The organism is Paenibacillus xinjiangensis, from assembly GCF_059686975.1.
The window spans coordinates 25,825-43,076 of record NZ_JCAALS010000013.1; the positions used below are offsets into that span (position 1 = coordinate 25,825).

Sequence of the window (17,252 nt, forward strand, 5' to 3'; positions counted from 1 at the left end):
GGATTGGTTTATAGGTATGTTCATTACTAGGACGCATCAGCACCATGCTTGCTGATTAGCAAATTTCTTCCTCAGCTTCAGGTGCTGGAGCAGCTTCTACAGGAGCAGAAGAATTATTGCTTGAAGAGGAATTGCTGCTTGTTGAAGAAGATGTGCTTGAAGATGATTTGGATGGGCTTTCCGTCGCAGCAGGTGTAGATGCTTTTGCAGCTTCGGTTGTAGAGAATGTCACCTTTTTGGAAGGAGCTTCTGGTGCTGCCTCCGGCTGGACTGGTGCTGCGGCTGGAGCTTCAGCAGGAACTTCAGTTGCTGCCTTCGGCGCTGCTGTGCTCGATTGTGGTTTGGCCGATGCGGATGGTGCTGGTGCAGCTGCCTTCACTTGAGGGACTTCTACTTCTGATACCTCAGCCTTCACTGTTTTCGGTTGAGCTGTTTTACTAGCAGGCGCAGTATTTTGTTGTTCTGCTGTTTCCTTTTTTGATGCTGCAGCTTCTTCATGAGTAGCTGCATGAGGCTGAGCCTTTTCACTTACCAAGGTTGGTGCCGACTCTTCCTGTACAGTGTCTGCTGCCTTTTCTGCTGCCGCTGCCGGTTGAGCAATTGTCTCTGTATTGGAACCTGATACTTGAACTGGACTTTCGGCTACAGTTTCAACAACTGCCGTGCCGATATTTTCTTGAAGCTGTGCAGCGTCAACCGTCTTCTTATTTGTAGATACGGCTGCGAAGGTAATTGCGGAGAACACTAAAGTTCCTGTAATCAAAGAGATCGTAAGCTTTTTCATATGTTTGTACCATCCTTTTCGTTTGGCTCGCGACCCGGCACTCTTTAGCGTGCTGTCTGCCGCAGCTTCATTGTTAGTGTGAATAATGATTCAAATAACTGCCTTGAGCTAACCCTGTCTTCCCCCCTTATACAAAAAAAAGATCCAACCTGAACGCAGTATCCGCGTCCTAGTTGAATCTCTGGTGATCCAGTTGATTCCAAAATAATTTGTGTTAATTACCATATTATTCATGCAAGCATCCTATGTCAACAAGAAAATTATTTATCCTATAAGTTTTATCGGATTTAAATAAAACTACTAAATTTTGGTATTGACAACAAGGGATTTTATATATACATTTAATCACATCAAATAACTTGGTTTTGGAGGTCTTGTAAGTAATGAACAACATCGAGAATAATTTACTCACTGCAATTGAGACGAACTGGTATGGATTTGTCGTATCTATATTTGTGTTCGCTATTCTATTCTTCTTGGCACGTAAGCGAGTCGGATTTGGAACCCGGGTGCTAGTTGGGCTAGGAATTGGACTTATCGTAGGTATTTTCTTTCAGTTTCTGGAATTCGAGACGAAGGCTATCACCACATTCGGCAGCATTTATGTCAGCTTGATCCGCATGCTCGTTATTCCTTTGGTATTCGTACTAGTACTTAATAGTATTTCTTCCTTAACCAACCTGGAATATTTGCGCAAAATCGGATTCAAAACGTTCGCCTGGTTTCTTGGAACAACGGGAATTGCTTCTATCATCGGGCTCTCTGTGGCGCTGCTGTTCAACCCGGGACAAGGGATTAAACAAGAGATTCCTGCTGATTTCGAAGCCCGTGAGATTCCTACCTTCTCACAGGTTATATTAGATCTTGTTCCTTCTAACCCTGTTAATGAAGCGGCTACTGGCAAGGTTGTTCCTCTATTGATCTTTGCTATCTTTCTCGCGGTGGCCATTATCAAAGTCGGTGCTAAGAAGCCAGAGGTCGTCAAGCCGGTGCGTGATCTCATTGAATCGTTGACGCAGGTGCTGCATCAGGTCGTGAAATTCATTATACGCCTGACGCCTTATGGTGTATTTGCTCTCATTGCCGGCATTACTGCACGTTATGGCTTGGAGACCCTACAGGAATTGGGCAGCGTGATTGCCATCTCCTATGTGGCGCTTATTGTGCATTTCGTCCTGATATTCGGCGGATTGGTTCTGCTTGTCGCCAAGGTCAATCCCATTACATTCTTCCGTAAAATATACCCGACAATCGCCGTCGCGTTCACAACTCGCAGCAGCTATGCCACGCTTCCGGTCAATCTGGAGGTCATCACCAAGCGGCTTCATGTGTCCCCACGGATTGCCAGCTTCGTTGCTCCGTTAGGCGCATCCGTCAACTTCAATGGCTGCGGTGGTATATGGCCTGCCATTGTAGCTGTATTCACCGCGCAGGTATTCGGCATTGATCTGACGGTAACGGACTATATTACGCTAGTACTGGTTAGCATTATCTCTTCTATTGGTGTCGCTGGAGTCCCTGGGCCGGCTGTCATCTCCACAACCGTCGTATTAACGGCGCTGGGCCTTCCTCTTGAAGGTATGGCAATCGTCGCTGGCGTGGAGGCGCTCATTGACATGGGCCGAACCGCTGTCAATGCAACCGGAACTACCGTTACGGCTTTGCTTGTTGCCAATTCAGAAGATGAATTCGATCGTGAAGCCTTCAATCGCAAAGACAGTGAGGATGAGATTCTCCTGAATACGGTCTAAGTAAATAGAGAGCATCATTAGCCCTGCAAAACGCAAGCGGCTGATGATGCTCTCTTTTTCATACCATATTGACCCAATTGATGACTCATGTTAAATTAGACTAAGTAGTCGGTTTTTAGGAGTGGACGTAATGAAGAGAAGGCCAGCAGGACAGATCAAGCAAGAAATAGCTGCCCAAGCGATGGAGCTATTCTCGCAGAAAGGGTATGCCGCCGCCTCGATGGACGAGGTATGTCGAATTACCGGACGCAGCAAAGGCAGCATCTATTATTATTATAAGAGCAAGGAAGAGCTATTCCTTGCCGTTATTAAGCTGAGATCTGATGAGTGGAATGAGGCTTGGACGGAGAAAGAGCAGCTATGCGCATCGACAGCTGAGAAGCTGTATGCACTCGCTGATCATTACGCGGATGACTTCGAGAATCCCATCATGCATGCAGCCAATGAATTTATGACCAGTCAAATCATTGATACCGATATGATGAATGAGCTGCTGGGACATCTGCGATCCTCCTACCATTTGTACGAGAAGGTGCTTGAGGAAGGCGTAACGTCGGGCGAGCTTAAGTCTGACAATACTCATGATCTGATGCTCATTCTTCAAGGGCTGTTAGGCGGACTCGGAACCCTGTATTTCGAGACTAACCTGCAAGAGATCAAACGACTATATCGAAAAAGCATCGACGTATTCTTGTTCGGAGTCAACAGCCCGGCTTAACTAAACCGAGAATGCTGACTTAGATCAGAGCTTTTCTATGCTTAATCACTAACAGCGTGAATAAGGCTAAACAAGCTGCCCCTGCGATTAAGCACCATCCAGAGCCTTCATAAGCCATCATTATGACAAGCTCCCCAATGGTGGATGGACCAGAATGGGGACTATCGCTGTATGGATAAGCAACTATAAAAGGCAATATCCCAAAAATGATCAGAACCGCTCCCGAACATAATAATAGAGCTGACTGTTTGGTCACCGATATCCCCCCTATTTCATATTTGTTGCATTTTATCATTATTTTCAAAAATAAGACATTTTTCAAGGCGCAACATTGCTTCGATCATGTCTTTTCTTTTTACAATAAATTAGACTGATCAGTCGGTTTTTTAACAGAACGAAGCAGACTGATCCATATTGGAGGCTATTATGAGAGGATCATTCATTCAACTTGCTGACGGAAGAAAGTTAGCTTATATGGAATACGGCGCACAGGAAGGCGTTCCGCTATTCTTATTCCACGGAACCCCTGGATCACGGCTGTGGTATTTGGAGGACGATGATATCGCCCGTTCACTCGGCTTACGGCTCATCACGACTGATCGCCCGGGCTTCGGCGCTTCTGATCCCAAGCCTGATAGAACCGTCCTTGACTGGGCAAAGGATGTGGAGCAGCTGGCAGATCACCTGCAGATCGGTTCCTTCTCTGTTCTTGGCATATCGGGGGGCGGCGCCTATGCTGCTGCCTGCGCACATCAGCTGCCAGGAAGACTCCAGAGTGTAGCTCTCGTATCCAGTGCAGCGCCATTCATCAACGGTAAGCCGCCTCGGGAAATGAACAAGGAGAATCGAATCGCCTTCTCCCTCGGCAACCACCTGCCTTGGCTGCTTCGATACAGCTATCGCATGCAGAGCAAAATGATTCAGAGCAAGCCTGAGCAGTTTATTACGGCGATGAAGAGGGGCAACAAGCATCTCTGCGAATGGGACCAAGCTTGCGTTCAAACCAATGAACAAATCCAAGAAACGATGCTGCATCTCGGTGAGGCGATCAGACTTCGTGTTGATGGAGCAGTCGATGAAATCCGTCTGCTATCGAAGCCATGGGGCTTCGATGTTGCCGATATTTCAATTCCCGTCCGGATCTGGCACGGTGAAGCAGACCGAATGGCGCCTTATATTGAGACGAAGAAGCTTGCTAGTCAAATCCCTCAAGGTACGTTCTACAGCATCCCGAATGCTGGCCATTTCCTGTCGGCCGATGAGACGACATGGACCTCTATTCTCCAAGCAGTGAAGACCGATATGCAGCAGCACTAACGACATGAACAAAGGCATCTAGGAAGCTAGACGCGAATCGTCTCTTCATAGATGCCCTTGGTTCGATGCTTATATTGTAAGCAGCTAAGAGCATATTAGCCTTTCATCTCTTTCTGTCTCTCGATCAATGAATAATCAATAATAGCATCTAGCAGCTTAGGGAAAGCAATGCCAGCCGCTGCTGCGCTCTTCGGAAGAAGACTGTTCTTCGTAAGGCCCGGCAGTGTGTTCACTTCCAGCACGAATGGCATACCGTCCTTAATAATCATGTCAATGCGGGCATATACGCTGCATTTCAGCGCCTTATAGCAGGCCAGCGCGGCCGCTGCAACTCGCTCATGCACGTCAGCAGGCAGCTCCACTACCTGCTCATCCGCCCCGCCGTCCTCGTATTTGGACGTATAATCGAAGAACTCGGAATGCGAGCGAATCGAGACGATCGGCAGCAGCTCGCCATTCAGAACAGCGCAAGTAATTTCTTCACCGCTGATGAATTGCTCGATCATGACGGAATCGTCCCACACCAGCGCATCTTGCACAGCTGCCTCAAGCGTATCGGCGCTCTTGACGATCTGAGTACCAATACTTGATCCGCCTGAGTTGGGTTTAACAACGACCGGATAGCCTATCGCCTCGACCGCTGCTGGCGACAGCTCATCCAGACTGCTCACCTGTACCCAATTGCCTGTAGGAATGCCTTCGTAGCGAAGAAGCTTCTTGGACATCTCCTTATCCATACATACGCTGCTGGACAGCACACCGCAGCCCGTATAAGGAACGCCAAGCGATTCCAGTGTGCCCTGAACTGTTCCATCCTCGCCATACTTCCCATGCAAGGCGAGCAGCGCGATGTCCATCTCGGCTGCTTTCTCAATCAGCTCCCGCTTGCTGTTAACCTCAATGGGATATACCTCATATTTGGTACGATCCAGATTCGCAATCATTTCCTGCCCCGTTAATAGCGAAATCTCACGCTCTGAAGATACCCCACCCATAATAACGCCGACTTTCATCCTAATTCCTCCTGTTATTAGCTTAATGCTCTTGCTGCTTCGCCTATCGATTTGATGCCTTTAATGATATTCTCATCCGATACTCTTGAGAAGCCTAGACGCATCGTATGCTGTCCCTGCCCCTCTCCCGTGTAGAAAATATCTCCTGGCGTGAACACGACGCCCTTAGCCGTGCAAGCCTTCAGCAGCTCGCGCGTCTTGAACGCAGGCGCAAACTCAAGGAACAGATGCAGTCCCCCGTCGCCAGACAATCGACATAGCGGAATATGCTGCTTGCAGCATTCGATGGCCAGCTCGTATTTTCTTTTATACTCGGCCTTAGCGCGCTTCAAATATTTCTCGAAATTGCCGTTATGAAGATATTGATAGAGCAGTGATTGATCCAGCGTAGAGGTATGAATGCTGCGTGCCCGCTTCATGCTCTCTAAGTAGCCAATCAGCTCTTTATCCGCAATGACCCATCCGACCCGCAGGCCGGGGAATAGGATTTTGGAGAAGCTGCCTATATAAATAACGTTATTCCCATTACCTTCACTTGCGATGAGCGGCGCCACATGCGAGCCGGAATACCTGAGCTCTTCATTGAAGCCATCTTCAATGATGGGAACCTGATGCTCTCCGAGCAGTCGAATCGCTTCCAGACGTTTCTCGGGAGACATGACAATACCGGTCGGATTATGGTAAGAAGGCACGAGATAAGCGAGATCATGCGGCCGGCTTGACAGCTCCTTCTCCAGCTGACGCAGACTAATGCCATCGGGCTCCATATCAACGCCGGTTATCTCGAACTCGTGAAGCCTTAGGTTTTTGATCGCAGTATGGTGTGTTGGATTCTCGCAGATTGCGCTGCCACTCGTCTTACCAAGCGCAGTAAGCACCAAATCGAAGCCCTCGGTGAAGCCATTCGTAATGAGAATGTCCTTCCCATCAAGATCAACACCCTTATTCTCCATGTAATGCAGCAAATAGTCCATTAGCGGCTTATAGCCTTTGGCATAGCCATAATTTAAGATGACTTCGCCCTCTATCGACATCCGATCGAGAAAAGCCCGCTTCACATTATGCAGATCGAACAGCTTCTCATCCGGCGCAATGCTGGTAAAAGAAATCGATCCCCGCTCTGCCTTAATCCCGTGCTTCATGAGATCATGCTGCTCCGCCGTCTTCGCATAATGGCTGATTCGCTGCTGCCAATCGAGCTTCCTCTGCTCCTTCTGCTCGCCAGAAGCGCCAGATACGGAATGTGCAACGAAATTGCCCTTGCCCTTGAGCGCATAGATGAAGCCTTCATCCTCCAGATCGGAATATGCCGTTACGACGGTATTGCGGCTAACCTTCATCAGGTCGCTCAGCTCACGAGTGGATGGGAGCTTCTGATCAGCTTGCAGCGCCCCTTTTATAATCAACCGCTTTATATAGTCCTTCACTTGAATATATACTGGACGATCCTCCGCGAACTTGATGTCGGAATACATCCCATCACTCCCTTATTCCTATCATGGCATAATTCAGCATACCGCATAAGCACCACAATAGGCATCTTTCTGTGTAGCTGTGGTTGCTGCTCTATTGTACCGAATTTCGTTTATTTATCCGATACTTTTTGTTTCATATCCGAGATGCTGGGTAAATATCTATATCGCTACAGCTTAACACAACTATCCAGGCACCTACATCATAAATCGAGAACCTATAAGGAGGAATCCACTATGGATTATATCGTTAACCGAGCTTTCGAGAATGAAGAGGTCCAGTTCGACGGCTCCCATTATATCGGCTGCTCATTCAAGGACTGCACCATCCATATCTCCACCCTGAACTTTAACTATGACCGATGCACATTCAAAGGCTCGAAGTTCAAGCTAAGCCGCAAAGTGTTCATGCTGCGCAATGTCTACTCTCTGCTGCCTTCATCCATGTCCAGCCAAACCATTATACAGGCGTAAGCTCCCGTTTAACTATACGACTGGACTGCAGCAGTGAACAAGGAAAGCCTTTACGCTCTTCGTGAAGGAGTTACGCTATTCTGCGGTATTAGAGTCTTCCTATATGAACGATCGCAGCTATTTTCCTTGTTGGCGCAGCTGCTTGCCCTAATAAGGAAGCTCATTGCGCTAATGTCCGATAACACTCATCTACACTCATCCTATATGCACAACAAGGTAAACCGCTTCGCCAATAGCGAAATGATTTACCTTGTTTTTGTTCGAGCCCTACTACAAGCTTTTGTAATATAAAATAGTCGCATTAAGCTCGCCATTCGCTGATTCAGCGAAGTCAGGAATCCGTCCTGCCTGGATATAGCCGATCGAGAGATAGAGCTTATTCGAAGGGTCTCCCTCCCGCGTGTCCAGTATCAGCAGCGACCTTCCCTCCAGCCTCGCTCGCTCCTCCGCCTTCTGCATGAGCGAGCGTCCGATGCCAAGGCGGCGATGCTCCGGATGTGTCATAAGCTTAGCGATCTCCGCTCTATGCTTGCCGTTCGGCTTCGTACACAATTGCAGCTGTACCGTTCCCACTACCTCATCATTCACAGCAGCAACGTATAGAATGATCTCCGGCTGCAGCACCTGATTCCAATATGCCTCTGCCTCATCGTGTCCAAGCGGCGGCAAGAAGCCTATTGATGCGCCATTCTCTACCACCTGTATGAGGAGCTCCGAGAGTCCGGATTTGTGCTCACCTAGTGACTCCAACTGCTTGATCTGCACGTGATTAACCAATTACCTTCACCTCGATAGTTATAGAATTACTGTTCTCACTATCCATTATGAGACAAGTCGATAAGGTGAAAAAGAGTCATTCTTTACGCTCGATTTCATCTTTTAGCTCGGCTCAAACCAGAGCTTCTTGAAATCTATCCAGCCTGAGTAATTCAGCTCAGCGGCATGCAGGCTTGGATGAGCGGAGCTTCGTACTGTTTTATTAACGAGGAACAGAAAGGCGTGATTCTCCTTCAACTGCTGCTCTATCCGCATTAGAATACGGCGCTGTGCTTGCTCCTCTTGCTCCAGCAATAGCATGTCTATATGCTCGTTCACCAATAGCGTATGTACATCACTAAGATGCGAATGGATGAAATGAGAGCTATAGCTTTCAATTAACCTGATGATCCCTTCGTTGATCACAACCTCGAATAGAATCATATCGGCTTGCTCGATCGTTTCTTGCAGCAGCATAGCTTTCCACGAATGAATGACAACCTCCAGCTTCACCCCATAGGCCGCCAACGTCTCTCTAAGCCAATAGGCATCAGGGGCATGGCGGGGGTAGGTGAAGAGCCGAATCACTTCTCCATTATAAGGAGAGCATGCAAGATGCTGCTTCGCTTGCTCTGGATTGACGCCGAACGCTCCTGCTATACCATCAGATAATAGGCTGTCTGCCGGGCGAGCTCTCGATCTTCCCAGCTCACGAACCATTCGCTCCCGATCAATCATAGCATCCAGCGCCTGCCTGAAATAATGATTCTGCATGATGCCAGCTTTCTTCTGATTCAAGGTAAGCACCGTACAGCCTGTAGCTGCCTGATTCTGCTGCCATTCGTGAGCAGCCTCCAGCGTATTGTCGTCGTTACGATCGTCTGTATGGACTAGCAGCACGCTCGGATCCAGCTCCATCTCCTGCTTGTCATTCATGGGGATAACGATCATCTCGATGCGATCCATGAAGGCTCGCCCATTCCAATATCGATCATGCGCCTCGAGTATCCACAGCTCCTCGCTGTGCTGAGCAATGCAATAAGCTCCACTGCCGACAAGAGCCCCTTCATGCTCGGCTCCTATGTCAGAGAATCGGTGACGAGTATTCTCTTGTATAGAGATAATAGACATCGGCGGATAGCTTATATAGGCGAGGAATAGATAATTCGGCCGTCTCAGCTTAATCTGCACCGCATAACGAGACAGAATATGTATAGACGCTATATCCTTGGCGAGCCAGCTCTGCTTGAACGACGAACGGGCTAAGCGCAGCAGGCTGTGCTTCACATCCTCAGCACGAAGCTCCTCACCATGATGAAAGACGACCCCTTTCCTCAAATAAAAAGTCCATTGCGTCGCCGACTCATCACTCTTCCAGTAGTGCGCAAGCTGCCCCTTGTAGTGCCCAGCCTCCCAATCATATTCCACCAGCGTGTCGAACACCTGGCGGATGACATGGCAATCCAGCGCATAGAAAGCTTCGGCCGGGTCCATTGTATTGATCGTCCGATAGACGGGCAGCCTTAACGTCTCTGTATATTCGTCCTGAATATCATCAACCGAATAACCAAAATAACCAGACAGCCATTCTACGAATGCTTCCCTGCGGAATGAAGTGCCTTGTCCGAATGTATCGACCAGCTCGAAGGCTGCCTGCACCTGCCCTGTCTCCACAAGTCTGCTCGACTCTTGCAGCAAGGCATCCTCATAAGCGAGCTTGAACGTCAATTCAGAGGCATTCCCTCTTCCCCGTCCCGCAGCATAGTCAATCCAGCGTCGCTCAACCATTTTGTAAACAATCAAATTCACGTTTCGTCGGGTGCAGAATAAAGTGCTCGCCAGCTCATTGAGCGTAACTCTGATAGGCTGAGCCTTCTCTGCCCCTGCATATGCTTTATGTATTCGAATGTAATCTTGCATCAATGACATAGGGTTCCTCCTTCGTGCACACCGTATATGGCAAACAGAAGCTTACCGAAGAGGGTAAGCTTCATCTTCGATAAGCCTCTGTTGTAGATCAGTCGAACGTCATTCGATAGAACCGCTCTGCATTGCGTAAGCTGCCCCATACATCTGTGCTTTCGCCGCCTACATACCAGTAAGCAAGCCCGGCTAGATTCTTATCGACGGCAACTTTGTATTTGAGTGAGAGAGAACGGCCATCCTCGACCCATATCCGGTGCTGCAAGCTGCTATTCTTATAGCTAACCGTATATTGTCCGACAGAGCTGTTCCACACCGGTCTAACCTTATATTTCTGAATAAGTGCGTTCTGCTGCGTAAGATTAATAACGGTTGACGATTGCGTGCTTCCATCGCTGTTCATAATCCAATCGCGATTGTAGGAAGGAATTGCTAATATGACCTTAGAGGACGATACAACCTTAAGCAATTTCGTGACCGCATTCTGTACAAAAGGAAGCGATGAAACGGAGCCTGCAGTCGAACCGCCCCAATGCTCATCATAACCCATCATTACGATATAGTCAGCTTGTTTGCCTAATGCACTGTAATCGAATGCATCGGTCCAGTCCGTTCCCAGATCAGGAGATACATTCACGGCGACAATAGCATCTATCGCATGCAGCTTCGCGCTCAGCTCCGTTATGAATGCCGTCATATATGTTCGATCTGAGGGACCTACGTTCTCGAAGTCAATATTCAAGCCGTCCAGCCCATATTGCTTGACCGCCTTCGTCAGAGCCTCCACGGTTTTCGTTCTAGTCGCAGCGCTTGATAACATGGCATGTGTCGCATCTAGATCCGAATGATTGCCGACCATTGCCCATACTTTTTTGCCCTTCTTGTCTGCCCAGGTCAGAAGCGTCTGATCGGTGTTATCCGTTAGAGTGCCCGTTGCAGATATAAAATACCACCGTGGGCTAAGGGTATTTACATGCGATTGGAGAATCGTCTGCTCATACTGCGCTGTCGTCTGACCGTATTGCCAGCCCAGCTGTATCGGCTCGGCTGTCGATGCGGCTCCCAGCATATCAGACCACAGATCACCCTGCAGCACACGATCCAAGATGGCAGCCGCTTCCTCACGGGTGAGCGGTGCCTGCGGACGGAATTCGTCGTTGTTGTCGCCAGTCATAAGCCCTAGCTGTTGAATCGCTGCAACTGATGGTGCGGCCCAGTCAGCAATTGCTTGGGCATCATTGAACACTGCTGTTGAGCCATCGCCAGCACTGGACTGCTTCAAGGCGCGAATAAGAAGAATGGCTGCTTCCTGCCGTGTCACCTGCTTATTAGGCTCGAATGTGCTGGAGCTCGTGCCATCAGCCAGCCCTAGCTGTACAGCGGCTTGAACATAGCCATAATACCAAGCATTGCTGGCTACATCGGTGAAGGGCGACACCGTACTAGACACAGGCTCTAGCCCTAACAATCGTTCTAATAACGTAATAAACTCAGCCCGCGTCACGGACTGCTTAGGAGAGTAAGTAGTGGCTGAGGTTCCAGTTACAATCTGCTGATTATACAATCTAGTGATAGCATCCTTGGCATAGCTTGCTGCAATATCATGGAAGGGAAGCTTCGCTGTAGCAGCGGAAGCTGGCTGTAGAATGAAGACTGACAAGCTGATTACAGTAAGGATCGCAGCTATCTGTTTACTTAAATTACGATTCAAGATGGTCCTCCTTCTCATCATAGAAGAGTCACAATCTGTATATCGTAACAAAGATTCTAGCATTATTCATGGGCAAAATGTTGGTAGATTGCTATAGCTCATAATCCGCACTCTTCAAATCCACCGATAAGCTCCTCAGCTGATGGAGATCCTGATTCACCTCTTGGAAAGCCGACACCATCTCACGCCTAGATTCATAAAAACAAGGAATTCGGATACCATAAAAATAGAAAAATGAAACTCCACATGTCCTCCACCACCCGTTACGATAGCGATAGTTCTGAACGAGAGTGACAGTATTTTATAGCGAAAATGTGTCGTTTGGGAGTGCTTGATAGGATTTACCCGATTCAACCCTCATCCCTTGGGGTAACCATTGTTAACTTAAACAATAAGAGGGAGTGGTTTCTATGACAACACAGCAACGAAATCTAGAAATCGAAGAACGCCATGTCGAGAAAAAATCGGATTCCAGTATGGTCGCAGCTACCTTCATCAAATATGCAGCTTACATCATTATTTTCTTCGGCGCCTTGTACTTCCTAGTCCGCTATGTCTTCCCGATGTTCTAATTGATGAACACAGAGAAAGAGCCCAGCTCATCTGAGCTGGGCTCTTTCCGTCAACGATAATAGATTAGGTTACCCCTTCGTGTTGAGAGGCTTCAATATCGCTTCGATCTGCGTACGCTTATGCTCCAAGAACGGCGGCAATGCCAGAGACTCACCTAGATGAAGGATATCTTCATCCGTATCGAAGCCAGGACCGTCTGTCGCAAGCTCGAACAGAATGCCGTTAGGCTCTCTGAAGTAGAGGGAGTGAAAATAAAACCGATCGACATAGCCCGAGTTTGGAATACTTACATCCTGCAGCCGATCGATCCATTCACGGAGCTCCTCATCATTGTCGACGCGGAAGGCTACATGGTGAACGCCGCCTCTGCCAAGACGCTCCCGAGGGAGATCCTTTCTCGTCTCAATATGAATCTCTGCTCCGCTTCCGCCTTCGCCGGTCTCATATACGAGAATATCCGGCTGCCCTTCATTCGTGGAAGCATATTGGCCTTGGGCACGGAAGCCCATCAGTTGGGTCAGCACCAGCACCGTCTGCTCCGGGTCTGCTACAGTCAATTGCACAGGACCGAGTCCAACAATATTGTTCTCAGCGGGAACCGGGCTTTTGCTCCATGGCGTTCCTCCCGGCACTCCTTCGTTATGCTCGTCGGAGACGAGAATGAACCGCTGACCCTCGAAATCCCGGAATGCAAGCGTAGCTCTGCCAGCACGTTCCATAATCTCATCATGCTTAACCTCGAACTCCTCCAGCCGCTGCTTCCAGTAGACCAATGCTTCATCACTTGCCACACGTAGCGATAGAGCGGATATACTGCTTACGCCTGTTCGAGTCTGACCAGCCATCGGAATATCGAAGAATGTCAGCTCCGTACCCGGGCTTCCCTGTTCATCCCCATAGAACAAATGATAAGATGATGGGTCATCCTGATTGACTGTCTTCTTAATAAGCCGGAGCCCCAATACCTTCGTGTAGAAATCAAAGTTCTCAGCGGCATGCGCCGTAATGGCAGACACATGGTGGATACCTTTTAATTGCATGTTATTAACCTCCTATACCATTTATAACGTTTATAATGAAGCTCCTTAATGAAGCTGCTGCTTGTTCATTCCATGATGCATTTTGGACAATAGCGTGAGCAGCTGCTGCTTCTCTTCGGAATTGAGGGCATCATATTGAGAAGCTTGGAACTCCTCTTGAACGGGTACAACTTCATGGAATAACGCTTGGCCTTGCTCCGTTAACGAGACATACTTGGTTTTCCAATCCTGCTCCCGTCTGACGAGGCCTGCTTCCTCCAGCTTGCTGAGCAGCTGCGTCATATTGCCCTTCGTCACATACAGCTTGTCTGCCAGCTGCTGCTGCGTCAATCGCTCACTGGTGCCAACCTGTGCAAGCACATCGAATTGTGCGGGTGACAGGCTCCACTTCTTCAAATGCTGTGCGGTTGCCTTGAGACTGCCATTATAGATGCGGGACAATCGAAACCACACTAACAAGCCCAATCGTTTCTCCCGTGCTGATAAGGAGGATAATGAATCGTTGTTATCCATAGGTTCACCTCGTTTATGATTATCAGTTTATGACTAAACTGATAAAAAGTCAAATCTATCATCCTTCCCCTACCTCAGACGGGGGTTAGCTTATTAAGCATATGATAGACTAGAATGGTTATACTATTGAATATCTGCCTATTCTATACTTTCTATTACAGGAGAATTGAATGCTGCCAACTAATAATAGAGTGCCGCTGGATGGATTCCAGCAGGATGTAATCATACGAAACAAGCCGAAGTCGAAGCCCAGACGGAACGGCTTGCTGCTGCTTCTCATATTGGCCGGGATGGCTGCTGTCTTCTGGAAAGGAATGATGGCACTCGATGAGCTGCTCCCAGAAGCAGCACCGCAGCAGGATGCAGCTCCGATTATGGAACTGCATCCGATCGTCGCTGCTAAGCAAGCGGAGCTAATCGCCCGAGCTGCAGAAATAGGAATTACGATGGTTGTGACGGACGGACTGCGAACCAGCGAGGAGCAGAACGCTCTATATGAGAAAGGAAGAAGCGAGAGCGGATCTATCGTCACACATGTGAAGGGTGGACACTCTTACCATAACTATGGGCTTGCGATTGATTTTGCTCTGCGGCCTGTTGAGGATCTCAAGCAAGTCATATGGGATATGGAGTATGACGGGAATGGCAACGGCCAGTCCGATTGGATGGAGGTCGTCGCAATCGCCAAGGAGCTCGGCTTCAGCTGGGGCGGCGACTGGGAGAGCTTCCGCGATTATCCCCACCTGCAGATGGATTTCGGCTACTCGATTCGCGAGCTGAGAAGAGGCAAGCTGCCTCCTGTAGAGTAGCTTGAATACGCTAAGCCATTCTTAGCTATCACATGGCTAATGGAGCAATTCATGCTCCGAGTGCTTTGCACTAACGTCAGCATTAACCACCTTGTGCACTCTAATGAGCTCAGAATGTTGCACTTATGTCAGCATTAACCGCCTAGAGCACCTCCCTGAGCTCAGAATGTTGCTCTAATGTCAGCATTAACCGCCCAGAGCGCTCTCCCGAGCTCAGAATGTTGCTCTAATGTCAGCATTAACCGCCCAGAGCACTCTCCTGAGCTCAGAATGTTGCATATAAGTCAGCATTAATCGCCTATAGCACTCTCTTGAGCTCAGAATGTTGCACATAAGTCAGCATTAACAGCCCAGAGCGCTCTCTTGAGCTCAGAATGCTGCACTTAAGACAACATTTTCAGAACAAATCACTCTGCCTCCAGCACTACCAAAGAAGAGCAGGCTGCACCAGCATCCTGCTCTTCTTTCATCCGTATATTCAAGACTTGGCTGCGAGCCACTCCGTTAAGATAGAATCCAGCAGTTGCCATGCCTCCATGCCTTTGCCTTCCTTCTCCTCCAGCCAGCGTAGAAGCGCTGCCTGTCTGTCGCTCTGTACGCGAAGCGCCCGCTCCAGCTCGGCAGGGCTCGGGCCTCCGCGCAGCGAGCGCACCTGCACAAAATGCACAGGATCAAGAGCCTGTGCCAGCTCCGCTTCACTCAGCTGAAGCGGAGGAACGCCAAGGCCAGCAGCCGCTTCGTTCAGAGCATCCCTATTCAGCTCCTTCACTGTCCATCCCTTGGCTGCTGCAGTCTTCACGACTCGGCTCACTATCGCATGTGCGGTTCGGAACGATAGGCCCTCTTGCCTCACAAGTGTATCCGCCAGCTCAGTCACTGTTGCAAAGCTCTTCTCTGCCCGCTCAAGGAGCACAGCCTTGTTCACTTCCAGCGTCGAGATTACCTTCGCGAGCAGACGATAGACGGCTTCGAGCGTATCTAGACTTTTCCAAGCAAAGGGCTGCATATCATCCTCGGTATCTACAATATCCCCGAACGGTGTGTTATGAATCATCGTCAGCACCGTCTGTGCGGTTCCATTGATGCTCGATAGCAAGGAACGAATGTGTTCAACCGATACCGGATTGCGCTTCTGTGGCATGATAGAGCTAATCTGAACATAAGGAGCAGCTACCTTCACATTGGCGAACTCCTGCATGCACCACAGCAGCAGCTCTTGAGCGAAGCGCCCAAGATTAATGGCAGCCAGCTGCACCGCTGACGCTATTTCCCCTACATAATCAGCTCCGCTCACTGCATCATAGGCGTTCTCAATAACTCCTTCGAAGGCAAGCAGCTCCGCCACTCGTTCGCGGCTGATGTTGAAGCCGGAGGTCGTCAATGCCGCAGCGCCCATGCTGCTGACATTGCAGCCTCCATAGGCTGCCTGCAGTCTGCGAATATCGCGGGCCAGCGAATCGGTTACAGCGGCTATATAGTGGGCGAGTGTTGTCGGCTGGGCTTGCTGCGTGTGCGTATGAGCAATCATAATCGTCTCCATGTGTTCCGTTGCAAAAGCATGAAGCGATTCATGCAGCGTATGTGCAGAACGGAGTGTACGAATGAGCTTATTACGGAGAACGATCCGATAGATCGCAATGCCCATATCATTCCTGCTCCGGCCTAGATGAAGATTGCCTGCCGCCTCACCGCCTGACAGCTCCAGTAACTCATGCTCCACCTGGAAAAATAAATCCTCGAACCGTCCATCATAGCTGCCGCTGCTCAATTTCTCCGTATCCAGAGCTAACAAGGCTTCTGCAATGCTGCCAGCCTCCGCCGGTGCGATCAGCTCCTGCTCACGCAGCATAATGAGATGTGCTTTATGAATAGAGAGCATAGGCTGCAGAAGCTCCCGCTTCGCTTGATCATAAGCAGGCTCCAATACAACCTCTGCGTATATTTTCCCAGGGAATCTCGTCTCTTGCTCTTCCACATGTTCAGCTCTTTGTATTGCCATAGTCTCTATTGCCACCTCTCCCTTGATGCTGCTGTGAACTGGGGCTGCCAATGCGGCACATCCGTATATGACAAAAGACCAGAATAGTCGCATACTGCGATTTATCCGGCTGACCGACAGTTAACCGATAATTCCTAGTGGAATTATACACTTTCGATGTTAACATTGTTTATTTAGGAACTCAATGGTTTTTATTCTCCACTTGCAGATAATCATTCCTTTTCCGAACAACCTTTTCAGGACTTTTAATGTAAGTATATTGCTGCAGCCCCGCAAATGCTTGGGTCCTCATCCTCTTCTTCCATCTGCCTAACTAGTTCCCAATTCCCGGGGAGCCATGGGTCGGACTGTTGCTTGGGTTCCTCCTATGGCTTCGATGGCCCCAGCTCGTACAGAGCA

At 49.0% G+C, this 17,252-nt stretch carries 16 protein-coding genes; 6 read left to right on the top strand and 10 right to left on the bottom strand.

Annotated features, from left to right (window positions below):
* Positions 1 to 55: 55 nt before the first annotated feature.
* A complete protein-coding gene (locus AC6ESP_RS14440; RefSeq protein WP_497097440.1) occupies positions 56 to 784 on the bottom strand; it encodes a hypothetical protein in 729 nt (242 codons plus the stop codon).
* Between the two features lie 383 nt (positions 785 to 1,167).
* Between AC6ESP_RS14440 and AC6ESP_RS14445 the strand changes: the two genes are divergently transcribed.
* Together AC6ESP_RS14445 and AC6ESP_RS14450 are read left to right on the top strand one after the other, a co-directional pair.
* Positions 1,168 to 2,535: a dicarboxylate/amino acid:cation symporter gene (locus tag AC6ESP_RS14445; RefSeq protein WP_497097441.1), complete on the top strand. Its 1,368-nt coding sequence runs from the start codon at positions 1,168 to 1,170 to the stop codon at positions 2,533 to 2,535.
* A 130-nt stretch (positions 2,536 to 2,665) separates the two neighbouring features.
* Positions 2,666 to 3,253, top strand: coding sequence for a TetR/AcrR family transcriptional regulator (locus tag AC6ESP_RS14450; protein ID WP_497097442.1), 588 nt, complete (start codon positions 2,666 to 2,668; stop codon positions 3,251 to 3,253).
* Positions 3,254 to 3,272: 19 nt separating this feature from the next.
* On the opposite strand, the gene AC6ESP_RS14455 is transcribed toward AC6ESP_RS14450, so the two are convergent.
* Positions 3,273 to 3,509 (bottom strand): hypothetical protein, encoded by a 237-nt coding sequence (locus AC6ESP_RS14455; protein WP_497097443.1) that lies wholly within the window; start codon positions 3,507 to 3,509, stop codon positions 3,273 to 3,275.
* Between the two features lie 170 nt (positions 3,510 to 3,679).
* On the opposite strand from AC6ESP_RS14455, the gene AC6ESP_RS14460 reads away from it, so the two are divergent.
* Entirely contained in the window at positions 3,680 to 4,570 is an 891-nt protein-coding gene (locus AC6ESP_RS14460) for an alpha/beta fold hydrolase (protein WP_497097444.1), read from the top strand.
* 95 nt (positions 4,571 to 4,665) lie between these two features.
* Here AC6ESP_RS14460 and AC6ESP_RS14465 read toward each other — a convergent pair whose 3' ends face one another.
* The gene (locus AC6ESP_RS14465; protein ID WP_497097445.1) at positions 4,666 to 5,583 is read right to left on the bottom strand and encodes a D-alanine--D-alanine ligase; all 918 of its coding nucleotides are present in this window, start codon (positions 5,581 to 5,583) and stop codon (positions 4,666 to 4,668) included.
* A gap of 17 nt (positions 5,584 to 5,600) precedes the next feature.
* Positions 5,601 to 7,058: a MocR-like pyridoxine biosynthesis transcription factor PdxR gene (pdxR, locus tag AC6ESP_RS14470; RefSeq protein WP_497097446.1), complete on the bottom strand. Its 1,458-nt coding sequence runs from the start codon at positions 7,056 to 7,058 to the stop codon at positions 5,601 to 5,603.
* A 234-nt stretch (positions 7,059 to 7,292) separates the two neighbouring features.
* Between pdxR and AC6ESP_RS14475 the strand changes: the two genes are divergently transcribed.
* Positions 7,293 to 7,529: a hypothetical protein gene (locus AC6ESP_RS14475; RefSeq protein ID WP_497097447.1), complete on the top strand. Its 237-nt coding sequence runs from the start codon at positions 7,293 to 7,295 to the stop codon at positions 7,527 to 7,529.
* A gap of 270 nt (positions 7,530 to 7,799) precedes the next feature.
* Here the strand turns inward: AC6ESP_RS14475 and AC6ESP_RS14480 are convergent, their stop codons facing one another.
* The 3 genes from AC6ESP_RS14480 to AC6ESP_RS14490 form a co-directional block, all read right to left on the bottom strand.
* Positions 7,800 to 8,306: a GNAT family N-acetyltransferase gene (locus tag AC6ESP_RS14480; protein ID WP_497097448.1), complete on the bottom strand. Its 507-nt coding sequence runs from the start codon at positions 8,304 to 8,306 to the stop codon at positions 7,800 to 7,802.
* Positions 8,307 to 8,408: 102 nt separating this feature from the next.
* On the bottom strand, positions 8,409 to 10,214 hold the full coding sequence (locus AC6ESP_RS14485) for an ABC transporter substrate-binding protein (protein WP_497097449.1): 1,806 nt from the start codon (positions 10,212 to 10,214) through the stop codon (positions 8,409 to 8,411).
* An 88-nt stretch (positions 10,215 to 10,302) separates the two neighbouring features.
* Positions 10,303 to 11,919 carry an S-layer homology domain-containing protein gene (locus AC6ESP_RS14490; RefSeq protein ID WP_497097450.1) on the bottom strand — a complete coding sequence of 539 codons (1,617 nt, stop codon included), beginning with the start codon at positions 11,917 to 11,919 and terminating at the stop codon, positions 10,303 to 10,305.
* A gap of 410 nt (positions 11,920 to 12,329) precedes the next feature.
* Here AC6ESP_RS14490 and AC6ESP_RS14495 point away from each other — a divergent pair, with 410 nt between their 5' ends.
* Entirely contained in the window at positions 12,330 to 12,491 is a 162-nt protein-coding gene (locus tag AC6ESP_RS14495; protein WP_497097451.1) for a hypothetical protein, read from the top strand.
* Positions 12,492 to 12,560: 69 nt separating this feature from the next.
* On the opposite strand, the gene AC6ESP_RS14500 is transcribed toward AC6ESP_RS14495, so the two are convergent.
* Together AC6ESP_RS14500 and AC6ESP_RS14505 are read right to left on the bottom strand one after the other, a co-directional pair.
* A complete protein-coding gene (locus AC6ESP_RS14500; protein WP_497097452.1) occupies positions 12,561 to 13,532 on the bottom strand; it encodes a ring-cleaving dioxygenase in 972 nt (323 codons plus the stop codon).
* A gap of 45 nt (positions 13,533 to 13,577) precedes the next feature.
* Positions 13,578 to 14,045 carry a MarR family winged helix-turn-helix transcriptional regulator gene (locus AC6ESP_RS14505; RefSeq protein ID WP_497097453.1) on the bottom strand — a complete coding sequence of 156 codons (468 nt, stop codon included), beginning with the start codon at positions 14,043 to 14,045 and terminating at the stop codon, positions 13,578 to 13,580.
* 170 nt (positions 14,046 to 14,215) lie between these two features.
* On the opposite strand from AC6ESP_RS14505, the gene AC6ESP_RS14510 reads away from it, so the two are divergent.
* Complete coding sequence (locus AC6ESP_RS14510) at positions 14,216 to 14,854, top strand: M15 family metallopeptidase (protein ID WP_497097454.1); 639 nt, start codon at positions 14,216 to 14,218, stop codon at positions 14,852 to 14,854.
* A 478-nt stretch (positions 14,855 to 15,332) separates the two neighbouring features.
* Here AC6ESP_RS14510 and argH read toward each other — a convergent pair whose 3' ends face one another.
* Positions 15,333 to 16,853: an argininosuccinate lyase gene (argH, locus tag AC6ESP_RS14515; protein WP_497097455.1), complete on the bottom strand. Its 1,521-nt coding sequence runs from the start codon at positions 16,851 to 16,853 to the stop codon at positions 15,333 to 15,335.
* Positions 16,854 to 17,252 lie beyond the last annotated feature (399 nt).